20 protein-coding genes are annotated in these 24,595 nt (G+C 65.7%); 11 read left to right on the top strand and 9 right to left on the bottom strand.

Features of this window, described 5'->3' with window-relative positions; all coding sequences use genetic code 11:
* Positions 1 to 65: 65 nt before the first annotated feature.
* Both IIB36_06140 and IIB36_06135 read left to right on the top strand, forming a co-directional pair.
* Positions 66 to 1,055 (top strand): hypothetical protein, encoded by a 990-nt coding sequence (locus IIB36_06140; GenBank protein MCH7531332.1) that lies wholly within the window; start codon positions 66 to 68, stop codon positions 1,053 to 1,055.
* A gap of 19 nt (positions 1,056 to 1,074) precedes the next feature.
* Positions 1,075 to 1,605, top strand: coding sequence for a nuclear transport factor 2 family protein (locus IIB36_06135; protein ID MCH7531331.1), 531 nt, complete (start codon positions 1,075 to 1,077; stop codon positions 1,603 to 1,605).
* A gap of 7 nt (positions 1,606 to 1,612) precedes the next feature.
* Here IIB36_06135 and IIB36_06130 read toward each other — a convergent pair whose 3' ends face one another.
* Positions 1,613 to 2,464, bottom strand: coding sequence for a DUF1080 domain-containing protein (locus IIB36_06130; GenBank protein MCH7531330.1), 852 nt, complete (start codon positions 2,462 to 2,464; stop codon positions 1,613 to 1,615).
* Positions 2,465 to 2,593: 129 nt separating this feature from the next.
* Here IIB36_06130 and IIB36_06125 point away from each other — a divergent pair, with 129 nt between their 5' ends.
* The 6 genes from IIB36_06125 (at position 2,594) to IIB36_06100 (ending at position 9,549) form a co-directional block, all read left to right on the top strand.
* Complete coding sequence (locus tag IIB36_06125; protein ID MCH7531329.1) at positions 2,594 to 3,403, top strand: hypothetical protein; 810 nt, start codon at positions 2,594 to 2,596, stop codon at positions 3,401 to 3,403.
* A gap of 46 nt (positions 3,404 to 3,449) precedes the next feature.
* Positions 3,450 to 3,857, top strand: coding sequence for a response regulator (locus IIB36_06120; protein ID MCH7531328.1), 408 nt, complete (start codon positions 3,450 to 3,452; stop codon positions 3,855 to 3,857).
* A gap of 262 nt (positions 3,858 to 4,119) precedes the next feature.
* Positions 4,120 to 5,211 carry an ATP-dependent 6-phosphofructokinase gene (locus IIB36_06115; protein MCH7531327.1) on the top strand — a complete coding sequence of 364 codons (1,092 nt, stop codon included), beginning with the start codon at positions 4,120 to 4,122 and terminating at the stop codon, positions 5,209 to 5,211.
* Between the two features lie 17 nt (positions 5,212 to 5,228).
* Positions 5,229 to 7,310, top strand: coding sequence for a DPP IV N-terminal domain-containing protein (locus IIB36_06110; GenBank protein ID MCH7531326.1), 2,082 nt, complete (start codon positions 5,229 to 5,231; stop codon positions 7,308 to 7,310).
* Positions 7,253 to 7,693 carry a prolyl oligopeptidase family serine peptidase gene (locus IIB36_06105; protein ID MCH7531325.1) on the top strand — a complete coding sequence of 147 codons (441 nt, stop codon included), beginning with the start codon at positions 7,253 to 7,255 and terminating at the stop codon, positions 7,691 to 7,693. The genes IIB36_06110 and IIB36_06105 overlap by 58 nt, the downstream gene beginning before the upstream one ends.
* Positions 7,694 to 7,770: 77 nt before the next feature.
* The gene (locus IIB36_06100; protein MCH7531324.1) at positions 7,771 to 9,549 is read left to right on the top strand and encodes a tetratricopeptide repeat protein; all 1,779 of its coding nucleotides are present in this window, start codon (positions 7,771 to 7,773) and stop codon (positions 9,547 to 9,549) included.
* A gap of 12 nt (positions 9,550 to 9,561) precedes the next feature.
* Here the strand turns inward: IIB36_06100 and IIB36_06095 are convergent, their stop codons facing one another.
* From IIB36_06095 to IIB36_06085, 3 genes are all read right to left on the bottom strand, one after another.
* Positions 9,562 to 12,126 (bottom strand): ABC transporter permease, encoded by a 2,565-nt coding sequence (locus tag IIB36_06095; GenBank protein MCH7531323.1) that lies wholly within the window; start codon positions 12,124 to 12,126, stop codon positions 9,562 to 9,564.
* A gap of 86 nt (positions 12,127 to 12,212) precedes the next feature.
* A complete protein-coding gene (locus IIB36_06090) occupies positions 12,213 to 12,515 on the bottom strand; it encodes a helix-turn-helix transcriptional regulator (protein MCH7531322.1) in 303 nt (100 codons plus the stop codon).
* Positions 12,516 to 12,656: 141 nt separating this feature from the next.
* On the bottom strand, positions 12,657 to 12,878 hold the full coding sequence (locus IIB36_06085; GenBank protein MCH7531321.1) for a hypothetical protein: 222 nt from the start codon (positions 12,876 to 12,878) through the stop codon (positions 12,657 to 12,659).
* A 184-nt stretch (positions 12,879 to 13,062) separates the two neighbouring features.
* Between IIB36_06085 and IIB36_06080 the strand changes: the two genes are divergently transcribed.
* Positions 13,063 to 14,751, top strand: a complete 1,689-nt coding sequence (locus IIB36_06080; GenBank protein ID MCH7531320.1) for a sodium:solute symporter — start codon at positions 13,063 to 13,065, stop codon at positions 14,749 to 14,751.
* A gap of 37 nt (positions 14,752 to 14,788) precedes the next feature.
* Here IIB36_06080 and IIB36_06075 read toward each other — a convergent pair whose 3' ends face one another.
* Entirely contained in the window at positions 14,789 to 17,467 is a 2,679-nt protein-coding gene (locus IIB36_06075; GenBank protein ID MCH7531319.1) for a PIG-L family deacetylase, read from the bottom strand.
* A 67-nt stretch (positions 17,468 to 17,534) separates the two neighbouring features.
* Between IIB36_06075 and IIB36_06070 the strand changes: the two genes are divergently transcribed.
* Both IIB36_06070 and IIB36_06065 read left to right on the top strand, forming a co-directional pair.
* Entirely contained in the window at positions 17,535 to 19,721 is a 2,187-nt protein-coding gene (locus IIB36_06070; protein MCH7531318.1) for a protein kinase, read from the top strand.
* Between the two features lie 5 nt (positions 19,722 to 19,726).
* On the top strand, positions 19,727 to 19,948 hold the full coding sequence (locus tag IIB36_06065) for a hypothetical protein (GenBank protein ID MCH7531317.1): 222 nt from the start codon (positions 19,727 to 19,729) through the stop codon (positions 19,946 to 19,948).
* Between the two features lie 37 nt (positions 19,949 to 19,985).
* On the opposite strand, the gene IIB36_06060 is transcribed toward IIB36_06065, so the two are convergent.
* The 4 genes from IIB36_06060 to IIB36_06045 are packed head-to-tail and all read right to left on the bottom strand — an operon-like array spanning position 19,986 to position 24,465.
* Positions 19,986 to 20,915: an ABC transporter permease gene (locus IIB36_06060; protein ID MCH7531316.1), complete on the bottom strand. Its 930-nt coding sequence runs from the start codon at positions 20,913 to 20,915 to the stop codon at positions 19,986 to 19,988.
* Positions 20,908 to 21,930, bottom strand: coding sequence for an ABC transporter permease (locus IIB36_06055; GenBank protein MCH7531315.1), 1,023 nt, complete (start codon positions 21,928 to 21,930; stop codon positions 20,908 to 20,910). The genes IIB36_06060 and IIB36_06055 overlap by 8 nt, the downstream gene beginning before the upstream one ends.
* Before the next feature lies 1 nt (position 21,931).
* The gene (locus IIB36_06050; GenBank protein MCH7531314.1) at positions 21,932 to 23,434 is read right to left on the bottom strand and encodes an ABC transporter ATP-binding protein; all 1,503 of its coding nucleotides are present in this window, start codon (positions 23,432 to 23,434) and stop codon (positions 21,932 to 21,934) included.
* A complete protein-coding gene (locus tag IIB36_06045) occupies positions 23,431 to 24,465 on the bottom strand; it encodes a BMP family protein (protein MCH7531313.1) in 1,035 nt (344 codons plus the stop codon). The genes IIB36_06050 and IIB36_06045 overlap by 4 nt, the downstream gene beginning before the upstream one ends.
* Between the last annotated feature and the right edge of the window lie 130 nt (positions 24,466 to 24,595).

Below are 24,595 nucleotides of genomic sequence, written 5' to 3'. Positions count from 1 at the left end.
TCGCGGCGATGGGCCCAGCTCTCGCCGCCTACGTCCCCCAGCTCCGGCAGCTCGAGACCTGGCCGATGAGCGCTCCCGCGCTTCACACGCAGGCCGAAAGAATCCGGACGCAGGGCGACTCCGCGCACCGGCAGCTCGCCCGACTGGCGAAGCTGGTCGACACCGTGGACAGTCGGCGCAACCTCATTTATGTGGGTCTCGCGCCCATCCTGCTCCTGGACGTTCATCTGGGAGTGCGCCTGGACCGTTGGCGGCGTTCGAGCGGCGCCGTCGCCCACGGCTGGATCGAAGCGCTGGGCGAGATCGAGGCGCTGAGTGGACTGGGGAGCCTGGCACACGACCACCCGGACTGGGTGTTCCCGACGTGGCACGAGTCCGACACGGTGACGGGCATCAACGCGCCCGGAGTGGGGCACCCGCTGCTAACCGACGACGAGTGCATTCGCAACGACGTAGAGGTCGGCCCGCCCGGGTCCTTCCTCCTCGTGACCGGATCGAACATGTCGGGGAAGAGCACGTTGCTTCGCGCGATAGGCGCGAACTGCATTCTCGCCGGAGTCGGAGCGCCAGTGTGCGCGGCCAAGCTCGAGATGCCCCGTGTACGCATTTTCACCAGCATGAGCATCGAGGACTCGCTCTCGCAGGGCGTCTCGCTCTTCATGGCGCAGCTGCTTCGCGTTCGTAGCATCGTCGAGGCCGCCCGAATGCAGGCGGGAGACGAGGGGCCAGTCCTATACCTGCTCGACGAGATGTTGCACGGGACGAACAGCTCCGAGCGGCAGATCGCGGCGCGCGCGGTCCTCAGGCACCTGCTTGAACAGGTCGCGATCGGTGTGGTCAGCACGCACGACCTCGCGCTCGCCGACGCGCCCGATCTCGCCGAAGTGGCAACCTGCGTCCACTTCCGTGAGACCGTGCATCGTGAAGGAGGGACGACGCGACTCGAGTTCGACTACCTGATGCGGCCCGGGCTCGCACAGACGAGCAACGCTCTCGCACTACTCGAGGCCGTGGGATTAGACTCCCTGGTCGACGAGGCCGATCACCCAAAGTGAGAAGCTCATGAAATGCGCCGTGTCCCTGATAGCGACTCTTCTGATTTGCACCGCCTGCGGCTCGACCGATGGGGGCGACGACGCCCCGAGCACACGCATCCAGGCCGCGGAAATGGCAGCACACATGCCGACCGTCGCAGAGCGCGCCGACATCCTCGCGGTTCTCCAGGCGTTCTTCGACGGTCTGGCCGGCGATCCCGACCTCATTGCGAACGCCGTGGATCCGAACATCACGATGGAATCCACGGACGCTCGGAGCGGCACCACCGTCTTCGGCCGCTCGACGCTCGCCGGTCTTCTTCAACGCGTCGAGACCGGCGAAGAGGTGATGACCGAGCGGATGTGGGACGCTGAGGTGCGCGTGGCCGGCGCCATCGCGACCATCTGGACCCCCTACGACTTCTATATCGGCTCGGAATTCAGCCACTGCGGCATCGACGTCGCCACGCTGATGCGGCGCGACGGCGGATGGAAGATCATCAACCTCAACTGGACCCGGGACGTACCGCCCAACTGCGCGCTGCACCCTGACGGTCCACCGAGCAGCTAGGTCGTCCTCAACGCCCTCCTGCCAACGGCCGCAGAAGCACCTGCCGGAACTGGACGGGGTGACTCTCGCTCTGTAGCGCGATGTAGCCCCCCGTGAGCAACTCACCATCATGCTTGGCGGCCTCGTCGTAGCCGTTCACCACCCCACCGCCAACGACGGGCCGTTCGTACGCCAGCACGGTATCGCCACCGATCACGTGCGCAATCGAGGTACCTCCGCGCACGACGAGATCGACCGTCACCCACTCTTCCCCGTGATAGGTGGGTGCCCGCGCGCTCGTGCAGTGTCGCTCGATGAGCTCGCCCTCCATGACGACGTGAGTGCCGGGCGTGCACAAGTTGGCGGTGGGACGCTCATCGAATCCGTTACCGCCGAGCAACTGAGCCTCCAGCGAGATCGGGAAGTCCTGATCGCGGGCCATGGATTCCGGGCTTTGGGAATGGAACATCACGCCGCTGTTCTTGACGGCCCAGTCGGGCCCTCCCTCGACCTGCTCTCCGATGAATCGATACTCGATGCGCAGCACGTAGCTGGAGAACGGCTCGTCGTAGAAGAGGTGTGCGAACCGTTCGCCGAAGACGTCGTATCGCTCATAGCCCACCGTGAGCAGTCCGTCTTCGACGCGGAACGTGCCCAAGGGATCTTCACCGAGATCGTACCCGGTGACCTTCACGGTCCAACCGGAGAGGTCTTCTCCGTTGAAGAGCGGTCGCCACTCTTGCTCCTGTGGCGCCGTCGAGCCGAGCAGGAGTGACAGGATTCCAACGGCGGAAGCCTTTAGACGTCTGCCGAGCAGGTCGTCCGATACATCGTGAGTGTCCATCCTGGCAGTGTAGGCGCGAGGCGACCGAAGAGCCATCCCAGAGCTCCGATGAATTCGCGGCAGGTCCGACAGACTCGCTGTCCCGATCAGACGCCGGTGCGTACGATTAGGTGCAGCCCGTGCCGTGACACGCGCGGAACCACGTTTCCACCCCGAACCAGAACCGTGACTCGACCTGTCCAGCGTGGACGCCGAGGTCTGCTCACACTCGCGATCCTGACGGTAGCCGTTTTGGCGGACGCGACAGTGGCCGCCTCGACGACGGCCGCTCAGCAAAGACGGGTAGAGCCCCCACCCCCAACTCTCCGGGCCAAGCCCCATCAGACGAGCTACTGGGGCGTGCTCGAAGTCGTAGGGGCCGTGGACGGTCGCGAGCAGTACCGCATAGGGCCGGACACGATTCTGCTCGGCATCGACGTATACGAAGACGATGACGGCAACATGATCGCGGAATACACGCTCGACGTGGGCGAAGGAGACCCTTCGGTCGGGACGATGCCATTCTCGGAACTAGGGCTAGAAGCGGATCAGTGGCGCCCCACGCTCGAGGCGCTGACGCTCGTCTCCTTTCTACCGCTTCCCGTCGAGCCCCAAGAGGTGGGCGGGGAGTGGGCGAAGATATCCGGCTACACCCTCCCGGACCTCGACCTCGACTTTGCGGAAGCGACGAGGTTCTCGATCGAGTCGATCGAAGGTGAGGAGGTCACGATCAGCTACAGTGCCAAGGGCGGTGGTAGCACGGTGATCGATCAGCCGCATCTCGGGCCCGACGCCAAAATGCAAGTCACGCGAGAGAGCGCGCGGGAGGGCACGTTCGTCTTCCACGTCGGGGAGGGTCGGGTGCTCTCGGCGGAGCGGCTTGAAAGGATCGTGACGACTTCGGTCTTCTATCTCGGCGACGAAGAGCCGCGAACTGGGCCGGAGGAGTCTCAAACTGTGACCTTCCAACTTCTCCCGTCGAACGGCTCGCGCTAGAGAAACAAGACCCTTGCTCCCAGGGCACTTTGGTTCCATCAATTGAGTGCGAATCGAGGTCGGCGGATCTCTGCCCACACAGGACATGGCCCGAGTACTCATCGTTGATGACGACGAACAAGATCTCCTTCTGCAGCGCCACATTCTGCAGTCGGCCGGGCACGAGCTGTACTACGCGAAGAACGGCGCAGAGGCGATGCGTCTCTTCATTCAGAAGAACCCCGAAGTCGTCGTCACCGACCTCAAGATGCCAGGGGGCGATGGGATCGAGCTCATCGAAGCTTTGATTGGAATATTCGCCGACGTGCAAATCATCGCGTTAACGGGGACGACGACCGAGCTCCTCAGCACGGCAAAGAAGATGGGGGCGAGGACGACGCTGATGAAGCCCGTCAGTCGGCAGGCGCTGCTCGACGCTGTGGCTGAGGCGTCGGCAGCACACAACGCGTCCTAGCAACGCTGTCCCGGCGTAGCGGTGACCGATTCTACTCCCTAAATTTACTCAGGCCCCGGCGGCGACGCCGAAGATTTCTCTCCGCACCCCCCTTGTTTCGTATCGAGGCAGCCTGCTCCAGAGGAGCCTTGTATGAGCTTCCTGTACGGATCGATCTTCAACGGGGCCGGATACGGTATCCGCGTGATCTGGAGCTGAGTTCACCGGAACCGTACGGGAGGTGTTCTGACGATGCGGTAGGCTCGCCGTCCTCGGTCCCCCCATGAGCACTGATATTCGCCGCATCGCCGTGAACACGGGCGGCGGAGATGCCCCTGGCCTGAACGCCGTCATTCGAGCGGTGGTGCTGTCCGCCGAGCGGCTCGGATGGGAGGTGTTCGGCATTCGGGAAAGCTACGACGGGCTGTTCGACGGAGACGGCGTCGTCCCTCTCGACCGAGCTGCGGTGCGCGGTATCACCCATCAGGGCGGGACGATTCTGGGCACGACGAATCGGGGGAATCCCCTGCGATGGCCGGTAGAGGCAGAGGACGGCTCGGTGACCTACGTCGACCGATCACAAGACGTCATTGACGCGTTGGCGGAGCGGGGGATCGACGCGCTGATCGCGATCGGAGGCGATGGCTCACTCAAGATCGCGCACACGCTCTTCCAGAAGGGTCTCAAGGTGGTGGGCGTGCCCAAGACGATCGACAACGATCTCGCCGCCACCAACCTCACGTTCGGCTTCCTGACCGCAGTCGAGACCGCGACGGACGCCATCGATAAGCTCCATTCCACGGCAGAGGCGCACCAGCGGGTCATGGTCGTCGAGGTGATGGGGCGCCACGCGGGGTGGATCGCGCTCTTCTCCGGGGTCGCCGGTAGCGCCGATGTCATCTTGATCCCGGAAATCCCCTATGATCTCGACCGCGTCTGTGACAAGATCGAAGAACGCTACGTCGTCGAGCGCCGCGAGTTCGCGATCGTGGTGGTCGCCGAGGGTGCGTTCCCGGTGGGCGGCAAGCCGCTCTTCCAGCAGGCCGGCCGCGGCCAGGAGCGGTTGGGGGGCATGGCTCATAGAGTCGCGATGGACATCGAGGACCGTACGGGCCGCGAGAACCGCCACCTGGTGCTCGGCCACCTACAGCGGGGGGGTGGCCCGAATTCATACGACCGACTGCTGGCGCTTCGCTTCGGCGCCGCCGCCGTCAAACTGGTGCGAGACGGGCGCTTCGGATGTATGGTCGCGCTCGATCCACCTGATGTGCTGGCTGTCCCGCTCGGTCAGGCGATCGCAACAATCAAGACCGTGCCCTTGGACGGCGACATCATTCAGACCGCCAGGGCCTTGGGAACCTGCATGGGAGACTGACGGTGCCGCGGAGTGACATGATGAAGAGGCTGCCCTCGTTGGCCGCTTCGCTGATCGTTGGAGTGTTCGCTGGGGTGACCACCGCGACGGCACAGACCGTTGCCGATCACGTGCCCGAGCCCGTGCGTGGCCAACAATTCGAACTCTCGATCCGCAGCATCATGCGAGCGGAATCGAACGTGGGCGTGGCACCTAGAGAGATCCGGTGGACGGATGACTCCGAGTGGGTCTACTTCAGCTGGAGGCCTGGTGGACTAGACTGGGACGCCTCACGGTCTTCGTACCGTGTGTCGGCGCGCGGCGGCACGCCCGAAATGGTCGATGACGATACGATGCGACAGATGGCACCGCTTCTCGCCAACGGTGACCTCTCCGCCGACCGTCGCTGGAGGATCTCGTCCGTCCGGGGCGACCTCTACCTCGTCGACCGCCGCTCAATGCGCGTGCGGCGACTCACGCACACACAGGACGGCGAGGGGCAGCCGCTCTTCGGCTCCGATGGGGAGTCGATCCTGTTCCAGCGAGACGGCAATCTCTTCAGGCTGACGATCGAATCGGGCGAACTCACGCAGCTGACACGTATGGCCTCGGAACCCGAGCCGAGCGACCCCCCGGAAGCCGAGGGTCAGAGGGGCTTCCTCGAGAACCAGCAGCTCGAGCTGTTCGCGCACATCCGGCGCGACGTGGCGCAGAGCGAGCGTCGAGACTCTGTCCGGGAGGCAAATACCGCGCGTCTCCTGCCACAGATCCGGCTCGCGCCGGAGGAGCGCCTCCGGGCGCTCACGCCGACTCGCTCGGGCGAGTACGCTCTGATCCACGCGGGTCGGCCGTCGGAGGGCTCCAAGGAGACGATCGTACCCGACTGGATCACCGCGGATGGCTACACACGGGATCTGACGGTTCGCTCCAAGGTCGGGGACGCGCAGAGCAGCCGGCGCGTCGGCATCCTTACCACCGCGACCGGCGCAGTCAGTTGGATCGACCTCGTGCCTGAGGACTACGAGGGAGAGGGATCAGTGCGGGTCGGGCGGGGGTCCGGGCCCCCGGGCTCTTCGGTCTCCGGCGCAAACTGGAACGATGCCGGAACCAAGGCCTTCGTCTTCGCCGTGTCGTTCGACGACAAGGACCGATGGCTCTGGTCCGTCGACGCGGCAACTGGCGAGCGCACACTCGTCGACCACCTGCACGACGACGCTTGGGTCGCCGGGCCCTGCTTCACCGAATGCGTCGGCTTCGTTCCGGGGACCGACCGTATCTACTTCGTGAGCGAGGAGACGGGGTACGCGCATCTCTACTCCGTGAACGCTGACGGTTCAGACCGCCGAGCCCTCACGAGTGGCGAGTGGGAGGTGCTCTCGGTCAGCATGCCCGAAGACCGCTCCAGGTTTTTCCTGCGCACGAATGAGGGCTCGCCGTTCAGCGAGCACCTCTTCTGGATGGACTTCGACGGCTCCCACCGCGAGCGAATAACAGAGGGTGAAGGCCGCTTCAACGGTACGCTGTCACCCGACGGCAAGCGCCTCGCGATCGTGCACGACGTCGCCGACCGTCCCCTGGAGCTCTTCGTAGCGGATTCCGACGACGCAGCGGAGATGAGCCAGGTCACAGACTCGCCCACGGAGGAGTGGAAGTCTTTCCCCTGGATCAAGCCCGAGATCCTTCGTTTCGAGGCCGAAGACGGCACCATGGTCCCGGCGCGCATCTACCGGCCGGAGGACCTGGGCGCCGAGCCACACGGGGAGCGGTCATCTTCGTGCACGGAGCGGGATACCTGCACAACGTTCACAACTACTGGTCGTCGTACTACCGGGAGTACCAGTTCAACCAGTTCCTCGCGGCGAGCGGGTACACCGTACTCGACATCGACTATCGCGGCTCGGCCGGGTACGGCTCCGAGTGGCGCACCGGCATCTACCATTGGATGGGAGGCAAGGACCTGTCCGACCAGGTGGATGGCGCGCGCTACCTGGCGGCGAACGAGGGTATCGATGCGGAACGCATCGGGTTGTACGGCGGCTCATACGGTGGCTTCATCACGCTCATGGGGCTCTTCACAGCGGGGGAAACCTTCAAGTCCGGCGCGGCGCTCAGCTCCGTAACGGACTGGGCGCACTACAACCACGGCTATACGAGCTCCATTCTGAACCTCCCGCAGGATGACGAGCAGGCGTATGAGCAGTCCTCGCCGATTTACTTCGCCGAGAACTTCGGTCCGGATCAGCACCTCGTGATGCTGCACGGAATGGTGGACACCAACGTGCACTTTGCCGACGTGGTCCGTCTCGCCCAGCGGCTCATCGAGCTGGGTAAGGAGAATTGGGAACTGGCCGTCTACCCAGTCGAGAACCACGGATTCGTCGAGCCCGCCTCCTGGACCGACGAATACCGGAGGATCTACGAGATCTTCGAACGCACGCTACGGAAACCTGGCTGCACGGACGGCGGTGGCTTCTGCGCGGTGCGCGGGAGTGGGCCGTCCTGACGGGATTCGAGCACATACTCGAGCCGCGGCGGGCAGCTCTGCTCGCCGCCGCACTCGGCGTCGTAATCCATCTGGGTGTGCTGTTCAACGGCCTCGCCGGTGACAGCGTCTTCATCGTCGAGATCGACGAGGGCATCCATTCCCTCTCGAATCTGCCGACGCGCCTTCTCGAACCTTCGTGGCCAGGCCCCGCGGGTCGGGAGATGGGGGCCTGGCGTCCGATGCACACGGCCCTCGTCGCGCTGACCTGGGCCGCAGGGAGTGGACGCCCGGTAGCGTTCCACATCGTGAACCTCATGCTTCACGCAGCGGTGATCGTGCTCGTGCTATTCGTTCTCTTCGAGCTGCTCCCGCCCACGGCTGCCGCGGCCGGCGGCCTCATTTTCGCGATTCACCCCGTGCACATCGAGGTCGTCGTGGACGTCCCGGGCGCAGCAGAGATGCTCGCCGCCATTTTTGCCCTGTCGGCGGCCCTCCTGCACCTCAGAGCTCCCGAGCGGTATGGCCTTGGGCGGGCGCTCGGCGTGACCGGCCTCTACGTCTTCGCCGTGCTGTCGAAAGAGAGCGGCGCGGCGCTCCCACTTCTGCTCTTTCTGCTCGACGCCGCGCGGACGGACATGACGCCACGCCGCACGCTCGCTTACGCGCGCTCTCATGGTCCGCTATACGTACTGATGGCGGCTGCGCTGGCCACGGCTCTCCTGGTCCGCATGAACGTGCTCGGAGCCGTGGCATCGACACCGACGCCCTTCGGCATGCAGGCGCTCGAAGACATGCCGCGGGTGTGGACGGTGATGCAGGCCTGGGCACACTACGTTCGCCTGCTCATCTTCCCGCTCGATCTGTCCATCGATAATACCCCGCGAATACTTCCCGTCGCGTTCGGCTGGACTCCGCTCGCGATCACCGGCGTGTCGATGGTGCTGATGGCCTTCGCCGCGGCCTTGTGGAGCTGGCGGGTCGGCGATGTTCTCGATCCACGCCGTAGCTCCATTCGAGTCATTGGATTTGGTGTGCTCTGGGTGGCCGCAGCCCTGCTTCCGGTCGCCAACGTCTTCTACCTGGGCCCGGTCCTGGTGGCAGAGCGACACCTGTACCTGCCGTCGTTGGGCTTTGTCGCGATCATCGGGTGGCTCGTGACCCGTCTCGAAGCCCGGCGGACCCACGCGGGCATGGCAGTCGTCGCGGTCCTGATCCTCGCCGGTACGGTCCGCACCGTGACGCGGGTCCCCGATTGGCGCGACAACGACACGCTTTGGGGGGAATTGCTCGAGTCACACCCCGAATCCGGATCCGCGTGGGTCGCGTTCGCTGAACGCCTGTACAGGGAAGGGCGGCCGAGGGAGGGGCTCCGTGCGTACGGGGTTGCCGCCGGCCTCGTGGGGATCGGGCAAGGCCAAGCGGTGGTCTTGAGCGCTCACCTGTTGGAGATGAACCGGCCAGAGTCCGCGCGCTTCTTCCTACGGCGGGCGTGGCGCCAGCGGCCTGATTTGTACAACGCGCCCGCGCTTCTCTCGGAAGTCTCCCGCCGGCTGGGTCGCCTCGAAGAAGCTGCGGCGGCTGGGCGTGCTGCGACCATCCTCACTCCGTCGAACCCGTCGAACCATCACCTCCTGGGGCAGGCTCTCACCGCGCTGGGGCGCAACGCCGAGGCAATCGACGCGCGGGAGATGGCGCTGCGCAAGGGCTTTCCCAACGTCGCCCTCGAGTGGCTCTATATCTCCATCGACTACGCAGTCCTAACCGATACGACCGCGGCGCTCGCCGCACTCGACTCCGCATCCGTCCATGCGGTGACGGACGAGGTGCGCAGCGCTCTGGCGGCGGCGCGGGAGGCGCTCATCGCTGGGCGCTGATCGCGGTACTGGTCAGTGGTACCGAAGCGCCTCCACCGGATCCACGCTCGTGGCGCGGCGCGCCGGAAAAACCGCTGCGGCCATGCCAACGACGATGATCGCGCCGAACACGAGGCCGAAGACCAGCGGGTCTTGTGGATCGACGTTGAACATCAGGATCGTGATCAGGCGCGTCACGCCGAAGGCGAGCGCAAGCCCGATGCCGAGACCCACGGCGAGCTGGGCGGCGCCCTGACGGGCGACCAGTCGCACGACGTCCCCGGAACCCGCGCCGAGCGCCATGCGAATTCCCATCTCCTGGGTACGTCGGCTCACCGCGAACGAAAGCACGCCATACAGGCCCACCGACGCCATGAACAGCGCCGCGAGCCCGAATACGATGAAGACCGTCCCAAACACGCTGAAGAACCAGACCCCGCGATCGATGACCTCGGCCTCGGTCCTCACGTTGTAGATCGGCAGGTCGGCGTCCAGTCGGCGCACCGCGGAACGCACGTCCCCAGTGATGGACATGGCCGCGCCGGCGCGCGGCATGGCCGCAATGCTCATGAACGAAACGTCGTTTTGCCGAAGCGGGACGTAATACCCGGCCGGCTCGAATCCGGGGAAACCCGGGGGCAACGAACCCTGCACTTGAAGGTCCGGGACGACCCCGATGATGGTGAGCGCCGGAAGTGTGTCGGAGGCACCCTGGCGGAACTGCCGCCCGATCGGACTCTGCCCGTCGAAGTAGCGGTCGACCATCGGCTGGTTTACGATCGCCACGAGGTCGGAATCCAGGTCGTCCTGTAGAACGAAGTCCCGTCCGGTCGGTGCGATGCCCAAGGTCTCGAAGAAACCCGTCGAGGTGACGACGCGGTTCGGGGAAGGCATGTCCTGCGGATCGGCGTATTCAACCCCCTCGATCGCGATGCGACGCGTGCCCGCACCGCCGTGCGGCAGGGCGGTCGTAAGTGACGCCGAGGCGATCTGGGGCAGCGCGTTCAGCTCCGCCCGCAGATCCTCCCAAAGGCGTTGACGCGAGTCGCGATCCGGGTAGTCCGCATTGAAGAGTCCGACCCGAGCGGTGAACATCTCGTCGGTCGGATAGGCATACTCCTCCTGCCCGATGTTCACGATGCTCTTGGTCATGAGCCCAGCACCGACCAGGAGCGCGCAGGACAACGCCACCTCAGCGGTCACCAGGACACGAGTCAGCCTGCCCATGTGCAGGCTGGACGAGCCCCGGCCTTCGTCTTTCAGCACGGTGTTGACGTCGGTGCGGGACATCTGGAATGCGGGCGCGATGCCTGCGGCGAGCGCCGTCAGCACGGTCACGCCGATGACGAAGAGTAGAACCGGGCCGTCCACCATGAACTGCATGAAGTACGGACGACCTGTGCGCGACGGATCGGTAACGGTGTCGAACCATTCGACGCCTATGTAGGCGATGCCGATGCCGAGCACCGCCCCCACCGCAGAGAGCACGAGCGCTTCCGCGAAGAAGGGCAGCATGACCCGGAGGCGGCTGCCGCCCAGCGCCACGCGGATGCCCGCCTCGCGCGTGCGCATCGCGGCGCGTGCCAGGAGGAGGTTGGCGACGTTGGCACACGCGACCAACAGCACGCCGATCACGGCGACCATCATCGCGCCGAAGATGAGGTTCAGCTGCGGGTTCATGTTCGACTCCACGGGAGTCTCGACCCTGGCGCCGATCCCTTCGCTGATGTCCGGATACTCCTGCTCGAGCTGCCGTGCGATCGAGGCCACGTCGAGTTCCGCCTGCTCGCGGGTCGCCCCATCCTTGAGGCGACCGTACACGGTGGCGAAGCGACCCTGCCCGCGAGCCGTAGCGAGCGGATCGTCGCGGAACGGCACCCAGACCTCTTGGTTCTGGGGCCACTTGAATCCCTCCGGCATGACTCCGATGATCGTGCCGGGCTCCCCGTTCACCCGAACGTCCCGCCCGATCACGCTGCGGTCCAGGCCGTAGTCGTCCCTGAACGCCTCCCATCCGAGCACGACGTTCAGTGGGGCTCCCGGCGCATCCTCACCCTCCACGAAGCTCCGCTCGATCAGCGGGTGGACACCGAGGATGTCGAAGGTGTTCGAGGTCACGAATGCACCCTGGTAGCGAACCGGAGCCTCGCTCCCGGCGACGTTCACGGTGCCCGAGTAGAAGCCGAGCAGACCCTCGAACGACGTCTGGCGTTCACGGAAGTCCGCGAAATCCTGGATCGAGAGGCTCCGCTGGGTCTGGTTGAGCTCGACATTGGTCTCCCAGATGACCAGAAGTCGGTCCTCCTCGGGAAAGCCGAGCCCACGGAAGTAAAGCCCGTAGATGAGGCTGAACATGAACGAGCACAGCCCGATCCCCAGCGCCAGCACGGCAACCGAGATCGCGGCCGATCCCGGCATGCGTGTCAGTGAGCGGGCTCCGTATTTGAGATCCTTGAACATCGCTCCCATATCCCCAACCCCTCCCCCTTGGATCACATAACCACCCGCCAAACGCAGCGCGTGGAGCCAGTACCACAGTCCCGGGACCATCCCGCCTCCGCGCACGTACTCTGCGTACTCCTCACGTGCATCGCCCACGATGCTGTCGCCGACCACCCCTCTCGGCAGGATTCCGCGTAGGAGCCGCTCAGTGAGACGAGGTGGCACTGGAGCAGGCCCGGGAGTCACGCCGGACGTTCGCCCAGGACCGAATCGAGCCCGTCCCAGAGACGGAAGAGCGCCACGCGCGCCGCCTGCAGCACTTGGACGCCGACGGGCGTGACCGTGAAGAGCCGCCTCGGATGTCCACCCCGGTCCGGTGTGGACTCCTCCGTCGACCAACTCACGTACTCCTTGCCCTCGAGCCTGTCCAGCGTCTTGTAGAGCGCACCACGCGAGACCCTACGGCCCACTTCGCGATCGAGCTCCCGGATGATCGCGAGCGCGTACGCGCCGTCACCCAGGCGCAGGACCGACAGCAGCACCATCTGCTCGAATTCGCCTGGAAAGTCTCGACTCACTGTCTTCTCCGGTTCAATGCCTACAATGTCGACACCGATGTCGACATTCTACACACCGGTGCCGTACGGGGTCGGTTCGCTAGAGGTTTCGAACCTCGTCGCTACGCGCTACTCGCTTCGCAGGACGTGCGCGGGCCAGATGTCGTATCCGAGAAGCACCGTCTGCCCCACTTCATCGGCTCCGGGCACGCGGCCGAGCAAGGGCTCCACGCACAGCATCGGCAAGACCTCGGGCGTCAACGCAGCAGCCGAGACACGCGTCGCCGCGGTGCCCGCGTCTACCATCGTGCTGGAAAAGACACGACCGGCTTGCGTCGGCGGAGCGGGCACTCGAAGCTTGCGCGGTCAACCTCCTCTCCGAGAGAGATCACCCATGCCGAAGGAAGACCCCGCGACCTCTGAGCCACGCTCGACCTTCAAGACCACGCTGATCCGCGTGCTGGTCGTGCAGGTCGTTGCGCTCGCTCTGCTCGCCCTGCTCCAGCTCCGCTACCCCGGATAGGAGCGCGACCGCGTGCATTGGATCAACTGGCTGATCGTCGTCGTGTATCTGGCGTACGTGCTCATCGACGGGATCCGGAAGTCCAAGGACACCGACTCGGTCGAAGGGTACTTCCTAGCCAACAAGAGCCTGCCGTGGTGGGTGGTCGGGCTCTCCGTGATGGCGACACAGCTCTCCGCGATCACGATGATCGGCACCACGGGTCAGGGGGCCACCGACGGCCTCCGTTTCGTACAGCTCTACTTCGGGCTACCGCTCGCGATGGTGATCCTCGGCGTCACGCTCGTGCCGTTGCTGCACGGCTCCGGTGTCTTCACCGCATACGAGTACCTGGAGCGCCGCTTCGACGCGAGGACGCGCTCGTTCACGGCCTTCCTCTTTCTGCTGTCCCGGGGCATGTCCGTGGGTGTGATCATGGCCGCGCCCGGCGTGGTGCTCAGCGCGATCTTCGGCATCCCGCTCGTGTGGAGCGTCGCGCTCATCGGCGTTCCCACGGTGATCTACACGATGGTCGGCGGGGTTCAGGCGGTCGCCTGGGCCGACGTGAAGCAAATGGTGCTCATCGTCGTGGCGCTGCTGGCGATCGTCGTCGTGCTGCTTCTCAAGATGCCGGTGAGCCCCGACGACGCACTGCGTATCGCGGGGGCTACAGGCCGGCTCAAGACGTTCGACTTCAGCTTCGACCTGAATGAGACGTACACGTTCTGGTCGGGCATGATCGGCGGCACATTCTTGATGCTGTCGTACTTCGGGACCGACCAGAGCCAGGTTCAACGCTACCTCGCGGCCGAGTCGGTCGACGCCGCGCGCTCCTCCCTGCTCATGAGCGCGTACTGGAAAATCCCGCTGCAGGCACTCGTTCTGCTGGTCGGCGTGCTCGTCTTCATCTACTACCAGTTCACGACTCCCCCGTTACTCTTCAATCCGACGCACGAGTCCGCGGTGGTCGCCGAGCGCGGGGCCGCGTACGACGCGCTGCAACAAGAGTACGAGTCGATGTTCACGCTGCGTGAGCAGGCCGCTCGGGCCACCGCCGACGCGAGCGACGAGACCGGTGCCGCCGCGGCAATGGCGACGTTCCTCGCGCGTGAGGCCGACATCCAGGCGATCCGTGGCCGGGCGCTCACGATGGCCGAGGAGGTGACCGGCACGGAATCGGAGGACACGAACTACATCATCCCACGCTTCGTGCTCTCCGAGCTTCCCATCGGACTGGCCGGCCTCTTCATCGCGGGCGTTCTCGCAGCTGCCATGTCGAGCATCGCGGCCGAGCTCAACTCGCTTTCGACAACGAGCGTCATCGACTTCTACCGGCGCTGGGTGAAGGACGACGGAGACGACGCGCACTACCTGAAGGTCTCGAAGGGCGCGACCGCATTTTGGGGCGTATTCGCCTGCGTTGTCGCCACGTATGCGGCGACGCTGGGATCTCTCATCGAGGTAGTGAACCGCTTCGGATCGTTCTTCTACGGATCGATCCTGGGCGTCTTCCTACTCGCGATGATCCCGCGCGCCAACGGCCTCGGAGCGTTCGTCGGACTGCTCGCCGGCATGGGCGTGGTCGCGGCCGTCACGTTCGGGGCCCCCGACGTCTCGTTCCTCTGGCACAACGTGATCGGGGCCCTGACGGTCCTGGCAGTGGGCATGGCTCTCAGCCGATTCGGAGGCCACGAGGGCAAGCTCGAGCAGTATGGCGAATAGGCTATGTGTTGCGGTTGCTGCTGCTCATCCTGTGTGCTCATCGTCCTGCCGCGAAGGCGGCCCAGTCGCTCGCCTCCAGCGAGACCAGGTTGGCAAAGAGCCGGTATGCGCCGGGCACCCTGCCCGCCCACTGCCGGAAGAACGACAAGCCGGTATAGACGTACACGCCGTCCCCGACGGACGCGACCAGTAGCGACCCATGCCGAGGAGGCTCGCCCGGATCGTTCAGCTCGAGCATGGGCACGTATTCGTCACCCCACTCGCTCGCGAAGTAGAGGCCTCGCTCCTGCACCCATCCGTCGAAGTCGTCTTGGGTGATGCGATTCGGGGTCGTGAAGATCGGCGCGTCGGGCTCGAGAATCGTGATCGGCGCGGTCTCATCCGCCACCCGGGGGGCGGGCCGCCCGATCGTCAGATCGTAAGGAGCGTACCGACCGTTCGAGAACTGGTACTGGTTGTATTGATTGATGACCGTGCCCCCGGAGCGGGCGAAGTCGAGTATCTGAGCGTTCGAAGCTCGAACGTCGGGACGTATCTCGTAGGCGCGCACCCCCAACACGATGACGTCGTAGCCGGAGAACGCACCGTCTCGCACCTGCGCCTCGGTGAGCAGATCGACCGAGGCACCCATCTGACGAATCGCCGTTGGACCGTCGTCGCCGGTGCCCATGATGTACGCGACCCGTAGCCCGTCCCGGACCGCAACCGACACGACCGTGACCCGTGCCTCGGCGTCGGAGAACATGACCGAGCGCTCGATGTGCTCGTAGTCGATGAGCGCGAAGGCCTCACCGAACGCTTCGCCGTCCGCATGCGCGACCGCCTGGAAAACGTGCTCGCCATCGGTGACAGACGGTCCAGCCTGGATCTCGAACGCTACCGAGCGCTCGGCCCCTGCGGCAGTCAGCTCGAAGGGCTGCGACAGGGGAGAAACGGTCCACCCGTCCGGAGCCCGGAGTACCACATCGCCCGACACACGCACCTCGGCTTCCGAACGCAGGGAGACGGTGATCGTCCGAGCGTCGGACTGACCCTGAGGCCAAACCACTCCACCCGGCGTCACGGCAACCGAGACCGCCGGCACGATTAGGACCGGCTTCTCGAACCGGCCCTTGGCCTGATCGACTCCGACGTAGCGCATGGGCGCCGAACTCTCCGTGCGGGCGCCGATCGCGACGCCCTCGTGATACGGAATGAAGCGCAGGCCCGCTCGAGCGATTGGACCATCGCGGGGAAGCCCCCACAACCGGGACGCATCCGGCCATTCGTACATCGCCCCCCGCCGGGCCTCTCGCAGGAAATAGAGCCGCGAGAACTCTGCGCCTTCCGGAATCTTCAGCTCGTAGGTCCATGCAACGAGGCTCTCCGGAGCCACGCTCCCGTCATCGGCCAGCCCCTGGACGGAAAGCTGCGTGACCGGCCAGTCTGAATCCGCGCCGCCGAACAACTCGACTTCCGGGCTCCTCAGCCTGGCCTGACCACCGTTCCACAACTGCACTCGCACCTGAACGGTCTGCCCAGGCACGACGAGGTCGTCGGACGCACGGACATCGAAGTCGATGCCCGCCGCAGCCATGAAGGCGCGGGTCGCGACGAGCTTCTTCTGTTCGAGTGCTTCTCGGAACTCCGTGCCGCCACCGCGCACCCCCATGGCTCGGTCGAGATGGCCAAGCGCCTCGGCCAAGTCGCTTGCGATCGCAAACAGGTCGAGTCCAAACTCGTCCCGCGCGTGCGCAAGCGAGCTTCGGTAGGCCTCGAGGTGCGCTGTGGCCTCGGCGGCATTCGCGTCGCTCATGCCAGTGGTGAGTCCCACGAGCGTCGTGTCGATGCCCGAGAACATCTCGTTCTCGGCGCCCTCGACATGCGAGGCCACGAAAACGACTCCGGTCGTCCTCGGACCGGCCGGCTGCGGCGCGCCCATGTCCTGCGACCGATGCTGGCTGCGACTCTCCATGGAGAGTTGGAAGTGCGATCGCCCGATCAGCGGATCGTACGCCCCCGTCTCCACTACGATGTCGGGAGCATCACCCGGGGGTCTCGACCCACCGAAACGCAGGCGCGCCGACTGGTACAGCTTGGCCGGCGTCCATGCCTCGACACCCCTCTCGAGCTGCTCGGGGAACTGGTTGGGGTCGCCCGCCGCCTCGAAGACCTCACGAGCCATGATACCGGCGGCCTGATGCTGTCCGTGGCCGTCGCGAGGCGTGCCGCTGAACACGGAAACGATCACGTGTGGCCGGAAGGTGCGCACTACCCAGACCACGTCGTGCAGCAACTGCTCGCGAGGCCACAGAGTGAGGGCTTCATCCGCGCTCTTCGAGTACCCGAAGTCGAAGGCTCGGGTGAAGAACTGCCGACCGCCATCGAGCGCGCGAGCTGCCTCGAGCTCACCGGTGCGGATGACCCCGAGCCCCTCCCACAGCTCCGGACCGATGAGGTTCTGACCCCCGTCCCCCCGCGTGAGCGAGAGATACGCAGTCTGGGCGCCCCAACCCCGTGCGAGTGAGGTGAGAAGGCTCGTGTCCTCATCATCCGGGTGTGCCCCGATCATGAGGACGCGCTTCACGCCCTCCATCTGACGGAGGAGAAGTCCTGTCGGGACGAGGCCTGTGCCCTCCATCGACTGCGCTGCCAGACCACTCGAACCCATCGTCAGAAGCGTGGCCGCCTGGAGCGCACACCTGGTCCACACAAAACTGAATGATCCCATCGTCACACCGACCTCGGGCAGAGCGCATCGAACTACGACGACTCAACGAAAGATAGGGCGGAGTCTCGTTCCCATGACACCCGCACGAGGAAGTGTGCTCGCTCAAAAGTCGCTCTGGCCGAGGCTCGTAGCGCCCTACATCTTTTCGATCATGTCTGACGTCATCGACCGCCTAGCACGCGAACTGGAGGGTCGATACCGCGTCATACGGGAGCTCGGACGCGGTGGTATGGCCGTCGTCGCCCTCGCCGAGGACTTGAAACACCACCGCCGGGTCGCCATCAAGGTCCTGAAGCCCGATGTCGCCCATTCGCTGGGAGCGAAGCGATTCCTGCGCGAGATCGAGATCGCGGCGAACCTCTCGCATCCCAACATCCTCCCTCTGCACGATTCCGGTGAGGCCAATGGGCTTCTCTATTTCGTGATGCCGTACGTCGATGGGGATACGCTCCGCGATAGACTTGAGCGCGAGGGGCTAATGCCGCTCAAAGAGGCGGTCCGCATCACGTGCGAGGTTGGCGACGCGCTCGACTACGCGCACGCACAGGGGCTCATGCACCGCGACATCAAGCCTGAGAACATCCTGTTCCAGGCGGGTCACGCGGTCGTTGCCGACTTCGGGATCGCTCGGGCGATCACCAAGGCCGGCGGTACTTCGCTGACAGAGACGGGCCTGGCCGTCGGAACACTCACCTACATGAGCCCGGAGCAAGCCTCAGGAGACAGCGAGATCGACGCGCGTACCGACATCTACAGTCTCGGCTGCGTTCTCTTTGAGATGCTCGCCGGGAGGCCTCCGCATTGGGGCTCCAGCCCGCAGGCTATCCTTGCGCAGAAACTCGTCGGATCGGTCCCCGATTTCCGCTCGGTGCCAGCGGACGTGCCGGCCACGGTAAAGCACGTTGTCGGCACGGCTTTGGCCGTTGAACCGGCGGGCCGGTTCGACACACCGGCCCAACTCACGCAGGCACTCGAGGTGGCTGTCACTGCCCGGGCCATCGAGGAGGAGCTCGGGCAGCGACGCCGGGCTCAACGCGTGCGATTGATCGCGGGAGCAGCGGGAGTAACGCTGGTGGCGGGTCTCGCATGGACGCTGTCGAACATGCTGGGCGGCCCGGCGATGGAGCGGCTCGCGGTATTACCACTGTTTTCTACGAACGACTCGACCCAGGACTTCTTCGTCGCCGGCCTCCACCTCGACCTCATTCAGGAGCTGTCGCGGGCCGGCGTGCGGGTCATCGGCCCGACGTCCGTGCGGCAGTACCGGAACAGCAACAAGTCCGCCCGGGAGATCGCCGGAGAGCTGGGTGTCGACGGATTGATCGAGGGAACCCTGTTGCTGACCGGAGACCACGTCGAGATCGACTTGCGGCTCACCGACGGTGCCACGGAAGAGCTACTCTGGTTCGGCTCGTACCGCGCGGAACTGAGAAGCGTGCTGTCGCTGATCAACGACGTAACCCGGGCGATCGTCAACGAGATCGACCTGGATCTGAGCCCTGCATCCGAGGCTCGCCTGGCCGCTGCCCCCGACGTCGATCCTCAGGTGTTCGAAGCGCTTCTTCAGGCCCGCTTTCACGAGCAGAAACTCTCTCGCGAGGGACTGCAAACCGCTCTCGACTATTACGAGCTGGTCCTGGACAGGGACCCCGACAACGCCGAGGCGCATGCCGGGATCGCGAGCGTCTGGGGCGGGCGGGCGCAAATGGGCTTCGTTTCCGCCGCGGAGGCCGCACCTCGGCGGGCGGCGGCCATGGCCCGAGCGATGGAGATCGATAGTACGCTGGCGGCGGTGCAAAGCATGCTCTGGGGAAGTCGAGTCTGGGGGGATTGGGACTGGGTCGGGGGAGAGGCTGCCTTCCGCCGGGTGCTCGCGGCCAACCCCACTGATTCGCAATCGCGGGCGTACTACTCCCATCTCCTGCTGTACCTCGGGCGCGATGATGAAGCGGCGGCAGAGATCGCCCGCGCAGCGGAGGGAGATCCATTCAACCCCCAGATCCAGACGATCTACGGCATGACCCTCAACTCCATGCGCCGGTGGGGCGAAGCCGAAAGTGTGCTGCTCGAGACGTTGTCTCGGACGCCGGACTATGGCATGGCGCTCACGTCGTTGCGCACGACGTACCATCTGATGGGTCGGCACGATGAGGCCTTGGACATCTGGAGGGCCTCAAATGCGGGGGACGCGGAGATCCTCGCGGCACTCGACGACGGGAATGCGGCGGGGGGGGCTACTCCGGGGCGCTTCGGGCCGTAGCTGAGTTGTTCGTCGCGCGTTCGGACACGATGCACGTCACTCCGTGGCAGATCGGAACGCTCTATACGAGGGCGGGCGACAGAGAAGAGGCGCTCGAGTACCTGAAACTGGCCTACGAGGCGCACGACCAGAACATCCCTTACCTCAGCGTGGATCCGATCTTCGACTTCTTGCGCGACGATCCCCGTTTTCAGGAGTTCTTGCTCGCGTTGGGTTTGCCCGGTTGAGGCGGGTTCGTCTTTCGAGCCCTGTGCACTGCGACCACTACTCCTGCTTCGGCCAGGGCAGCGCGAGCGCCGCCGGCGCCCGAGACCGCCCGACGCCAAGCGCGAGCGCCGCGAGGGTCAGCAGGTACGGAAACGCCAGGAAGAGCTGGTACGGCACGTCGAGTCCAAACGCCTGGCCTTGGAACTGCAGTGCGTTCGCCGCCCCGAAGAAGAGTGCCGCCAACAGCACCAGAAGGGGATTCCACCGCCCGAGCACCACCACGGCGATCGCGATGAAGCCCCGGCCGGCACTCATGTTTTCGGCGAACGTGCCGGCGTGCGCGAGTACCAGGTGGGCACCCGCGATGCCCGCCATCGTCCCCCCGAATATGGTCGCCCAGAAGCGGGTCCACAGCACGCGCACCCCCGCAGCCTCCGCGGAGTCGGGGTCCTCGCCGACCGCTCGAAGCTCGAGGCCCCACTCGGTCCGGTAGAGGAAATACCAAAGCGCAGGCGCAAGCAGGTACGCTAGGTACGCCGTCGGTGCCTGAGCGAAGAGCGCCGTGCCGACCAGCGGAATATCGGAAAGCACGGGGATCGGTGTGGGAGCCAGCGTGGGTATCGAAAGCACCGCACCGGTCGCACCGAATCGCGCCTGGTAGATCGCACCGGTGAATCCGAGCCCTCCGAGCGTGATCGCGGTGCCGGTGATGATCTGGTCGGTGCCGAGGCCGATCGAGAACGCCGCGAATACGAACGCGCCGAAGGCCCCCGCGGCCGCGCCGACCAGGAGACCGCCGCCCGCCCCGCCGAAGGCCATCGCCCCCATCGCGCCCCCTAACGCACCGGCAATGAGCGAGCCCTCCAGTCCAATGTTGATCACGCCGCTGCGCTCGGTGATGGCCTCACCCATTGCCGCAAGCGCGAGCGGTACACCGAGGCGCACCGAAGCCTCGAGGAACGCGATGAACACCACGGCCTCAGGCATGCGAACGCCTCCTGACCTGGTCCACGGCGAGCACGCTGAGTATCACGAGCGCTTCGACCGCGGTGACCCACGACAAGGGGATCCCGGCCGAACGTTGCATCTCGGCGCCGCCGGCTTCGAGGGCACCGAAGAGCATACCGGTGCCGATGACCGCGATCGGGTGAAGACCGCCGAGCAGAGCGACCGCGATCGCCGTGTAGCCCCAACCGGGAGACAGCCCCTCGTAGAGCGCGAAGGTAACGCCTGCCACCTGCACGCCACCCGCGAGTCCCGCGATCGCCCCGGAGGCCAAGAAACTGATCAGCACGACCCGATCGACGCTGATCATCCCAGCGACTCGAGCCGCATTCGGTGCCGCCCCGACCGCCCGGATCTCGAAGCCGATGCGGGTCCATCGGAACGTTGCCCACATCGCCACTCCGAGCAGGAGCGCCAGCAGAAAGCCAACGTGCAGTCGGGTCCCCTCCACGAGCAGAGGCAGCCGAGCCGCTTCCGCGATCGCGTCCGTCTGATTGAAGACGCCGCGCGCCTCCTGCAGCGGGCCCACGACCATGAACGCCGCCAAGTAGATGCCGACGAAATTCATGAGGATGGTCGTGATGACTTCGCCGATCCCGAGCCGCACTCGCATGAGCGCGGGGAGCGCCGACCAGAGCGCACCGGCGACGCCCGAGGACGCGAGCACGAGAGGCACGAGAACGAACCAAGGCAGCCCGCCGCCGACGAGCCCCACCCATACCGCCGCGACGGCCCCTGCGTAGAGCTGCCCCTCCGCGCCGATGTTCCAGACACCCGCACGGAACGCCAGCGCCACGGCGAGACCGGTGAGGATGAGCGGCACGGCACGTACCATCGTGATCGACAGGATCGCGCTCGAGCTGCCGAACGCGCCTCGCATCATCGCGGCACCAGCCGAGAGCGGGTTGAAGCCGCCAAGCCAGAGGGAGCCCGCGGCGAGCGCCAGCGTGAGCAGCAGCGCCGCGGCAGCCGTCCAGACGGGACTGAGGCGCCTCATCTCACGCGCCGTGCCCGGAAGCGTCGAGCGCCGCAAGCATCAGGGCACCGACCCCGGCTCTCGTCCGCTGATCGGGAGGGACCTCGGTGAGGCGACCGCGCACCATCACGAGGAGCCTATCTGAGAGCGCGAGGACCTCGTCGAGATCCGTGGAGATTAGGACGACTGCCGCTCCGGGTCGCGCCGTCACCGCTTCGCGGATCTGTCGGCGCACAAAATCGGTGGCGACGACGTCGAGGCCACGAGTTGGGTTCTCGGCCACCAGCAGATCCGTGCACGCCGAGAGCTCCCGTCCCACTACGAGCCGTTGCTGGTTGCCGCCTGAGAGCGTTCCCGCGCGTACCGCGGTGTCCGCTGCCTGCACAGCGAACTCCGTGCGCAGCCGCTCAGCCCGCATCCTGATCTCACCCCACTTCAGCAAGAAGCCTGAACGGAAGTGCCCGTCACGATGGGCCGCCAGAGCGACGTTCTCGGCCAGGTCAAAGTCGAGCGCGAGCCCCTCGGACGTCCGGTCCTGCGGAATGAATCCCGTGCCGCTCGGGATCTGGACGTCTCCCGACGCCGGCTCGGCACGCCCCGCGAGCACGAGCGCCAACTCACGCTGGCCGTTGCCCTCCACTCCGGCGACACCGACGATCTCGCCGCGACGAAGCTCGAGGGAGACACCTCGCAGCGCAGCCAGACCCCGCGGCCCCGTTGCACTCACGTCGCGGAGGCGTGCGACGACCTCGCCGCCACCCGTGGCCGACCGTGGTGCTCGCCGCGAGTCGCTTGGCGGCTCGGCCCCGACCATGGCCCGTGTGAGCACCGCCGCGTCGACCTCGGAGCGTCCTGTGCTCAAGACCGTGCGGCCCTCGCGCAGCACAGTCACGTGATCAGAAACCGAGAGCGCCTCGTCGAGCTTGTGCGTCACGAGCACCACGGCCCGCCCGTCAGCCGCGAGACCTCTCAGCAGAGCCAAGAGCTTTTCGACCTCCGGCGGGCTGAGCACCGCGGTGGGCTCGTCGAGAATCAATAGCCTCGGCTCCCTGAGCAGCGCCTTCAGGATCTCGACGCGCTGCCGGTCGCCCACACCGAGCTCCTCGACCACGGCGTGCAAAGAGACGGTGAGACCCACCTGCGCCATCAGCTCATCCGCGCGTGCTCCGACCTCTCGCAATGGTAGTCGCCAGCCATGTGACGCAGTACGACGACCCAGAGCGAGGTTCTCGAGAACAGTGAGCCGCTGAACCAACTTGAAGTGCTGGTGCACTAGCCCGATACCGTTCGCCCAGGCATCCCGGGGGCTGCGCAGCGTCACGGGCGCCCCGCCCAACGTCAGCGTCCCGGCATCCGCGCGCAGCATTCCGCCGAGAATGCTCAGCAGAGTGGACTTCCCCGCTCCGTTCTCACCCAGGACCCCGTGCACTTCACCAGCGCGCAACTCGAGATTTGCGCCGTCGAGCGCGGTGACGCGCCCGAAGCGGCGGACGATGCCGTCGAGCCGGGCGAGTACCTCGCTCACGGCGCCCCGGGCTCGTCCTCGACGTAGGCCACGCGTGGCACCTGGAGCGCCCCTGAACGAATCAGGGCTCGTGCCCGATCGACGCGCGCAATGAGGTCGTCCGGCACACGGTCGGCGAGTCGCGGGTTGAGCACGAAGTCGACTACTTGCTCGTCGGAGCCGGCGTACAACGGCCCCCCACCGAGATCACCGGATTTCCAGGCCATCGCCGTCTGAAGGAACGCCTTCGGAATACGGATCACCGCGCTGCCCAGAATGATCTGGGGAGCGATGTCGTTCTGGTCCCCGTTCATGCCCAGCGCCCAAGCCGTCCTGCCCGCGTCGACGGCCTCCCGCACGGCCTGGAAGACCCCGAAGGACGCCCCATCCAGGTTGTGGATGATCACGTCCGCACCGCGTCGGAGCTGTGCCACGGCGGCCTCCTTCGCCGCCGCGACGTCATACCAGTTTCCGATGAACGCCTCGAGGACCTGAACGTCCGGGTCGACAGCTCTCGCGCCGGCCGCGAAGGCCACGAACGTTCCCTTCGCCGGAGGGATCTCGACTCCGCCCACCATACCCACCGTACCTGACTCGCTCATGCCCGCCGCGATCATTCCGGCCAGGTAGCTGGCTTCCTCCAACCGGAAGATCAGCGGCACCACGTTGCTGGAGTACCGGCCCCCTCCGCTGACGATGAACGTCGTGCCTGGAAACTGTTCGCCAGCCCGCATGGCCGCGTCCGTGTACTCGGAGCCGTGTGCAAAAATCAAGTCGTAACCCGTCGAAGCATAAGAGAGGAAGGCTTCGTCGAATTCGGCGGGGGTGCGGGTCTGTTGGTGGCTGACGTGGGCTCCGAGTGAGTCCCGCAACAGCATGAGCCCTTCGTACGCGCCCGCGTACCAACCGGCGTCGCTGACCGGACCCGCCGTGAGCAGCGCGGCGCGAATGTCCACCGAGGCTTCGCCTTGCGTGTCGCGCTGCTCACCGGCGCACGCCGAGACCGCTGCGGCCACGGCCAGCAGAGGAAGTCCGACGAATCGACGCATCATCGCGTCTCTCTGAATGAGGGTCACGGCCTGATCCGGCCTCACGCCGGCGCCCAGGCACAGTGTAAACCACTGCCTGTTGGGAGTTCAAAGCTGCCGGTATGTTGTCGCCCGTCCCAGACCCAGCAAGCGG

It is taken from the genome of Gemmatimonadota bacterium (genome assembly GCA_022560615.1).
GTDB lineage: Bacteria > Gemmatimonadota > Gemmatimonadetes > Longimicrobiales > Gaopeijiaceae > UBA1138.
Note: the sequence above shows the minus strand (reverse complement) of the source record. Positions and strands in the feature narration are given on the sequence as shown.

What these genes read in the sequence shown, in the direction of transcription:
- IIB36_06140 (MCH7531332.1), top strand. Translation starts at nt 66, where the DNA reads ATGAGCGCTCCCGCGCTTCACACGCAGGCCGAAAGAATCCGGACGCAG.
- IIB36_06130 (MCH7531330.1), bottom strand. Translation starts at nt 2,464, where the DNA reads ATGGCTCTTCGGTCGCCTCGCGCCTACACTGCCAGGATGGACACTCAC.
- IIB36_06115 (MCH7531327.1), top strand. Translation starts at nt 4,120, where the DNA reads ATGAGCACTGATATTCGCCGCATCGCCGTGAACACGGGCGGCGGAGAT.
- IIB36_06110 (MCH7531326.1), top strand. Translation starts at nt 5,229, where the DNA reads ATGATGAAGAGGCTGCCCTCGTTGGCCGCTTCGCTGATCGTTGGAGTG.
- IIB36_06105 (MCH7531325.1), top strand. Translation starts at nt 7,253, where the DNA reads ATGGGGCTCTTCACAGCGGGGGAAACCTTCAAGTCCGGCGCGGCGCTC.
- IIB36_06090 (MCH7531322.1), bottom strand. Translation starts at nt 12,515, where the DNA reads ATGGTGCTGCTGTCGGTCCTGCGCCTGGGTGACGGCGCGTACGCGCTC.
- IIB36_06070 (MCH7531318.1), top strand. Translation starts at nt 17,535, where the DNA reads ATGACACCCGCACGAGGAAGTGTGCTCGCTCAAAAGTCGCTCTGGCCG.
- IIB36_06060 (MCH7531316.1), bottom strand. Translation starts at nt 20,915, where the DNA reads ATGCCTGAGGCCGTGGTGTTCATCGCGTTCCTCGAGGCTTCGGTGCGC.
- IIB36_06055 (MCH7531315.1), bottom strand. Translation starts at nt 21,930, where the DNA reads ATGAGGCGCCTCAGTCCCGTCTGGACGGCTGCCGCGGCGCTGCTGCTC.
- IIB36_06045 (MCH7531313.1), bottom strand. Translation starts at nt 24,465, where the DNA reads ATGATGCGTCGATTCGTCGGACTTCCTCTGCTGGCCGTGGCCGCAGCG.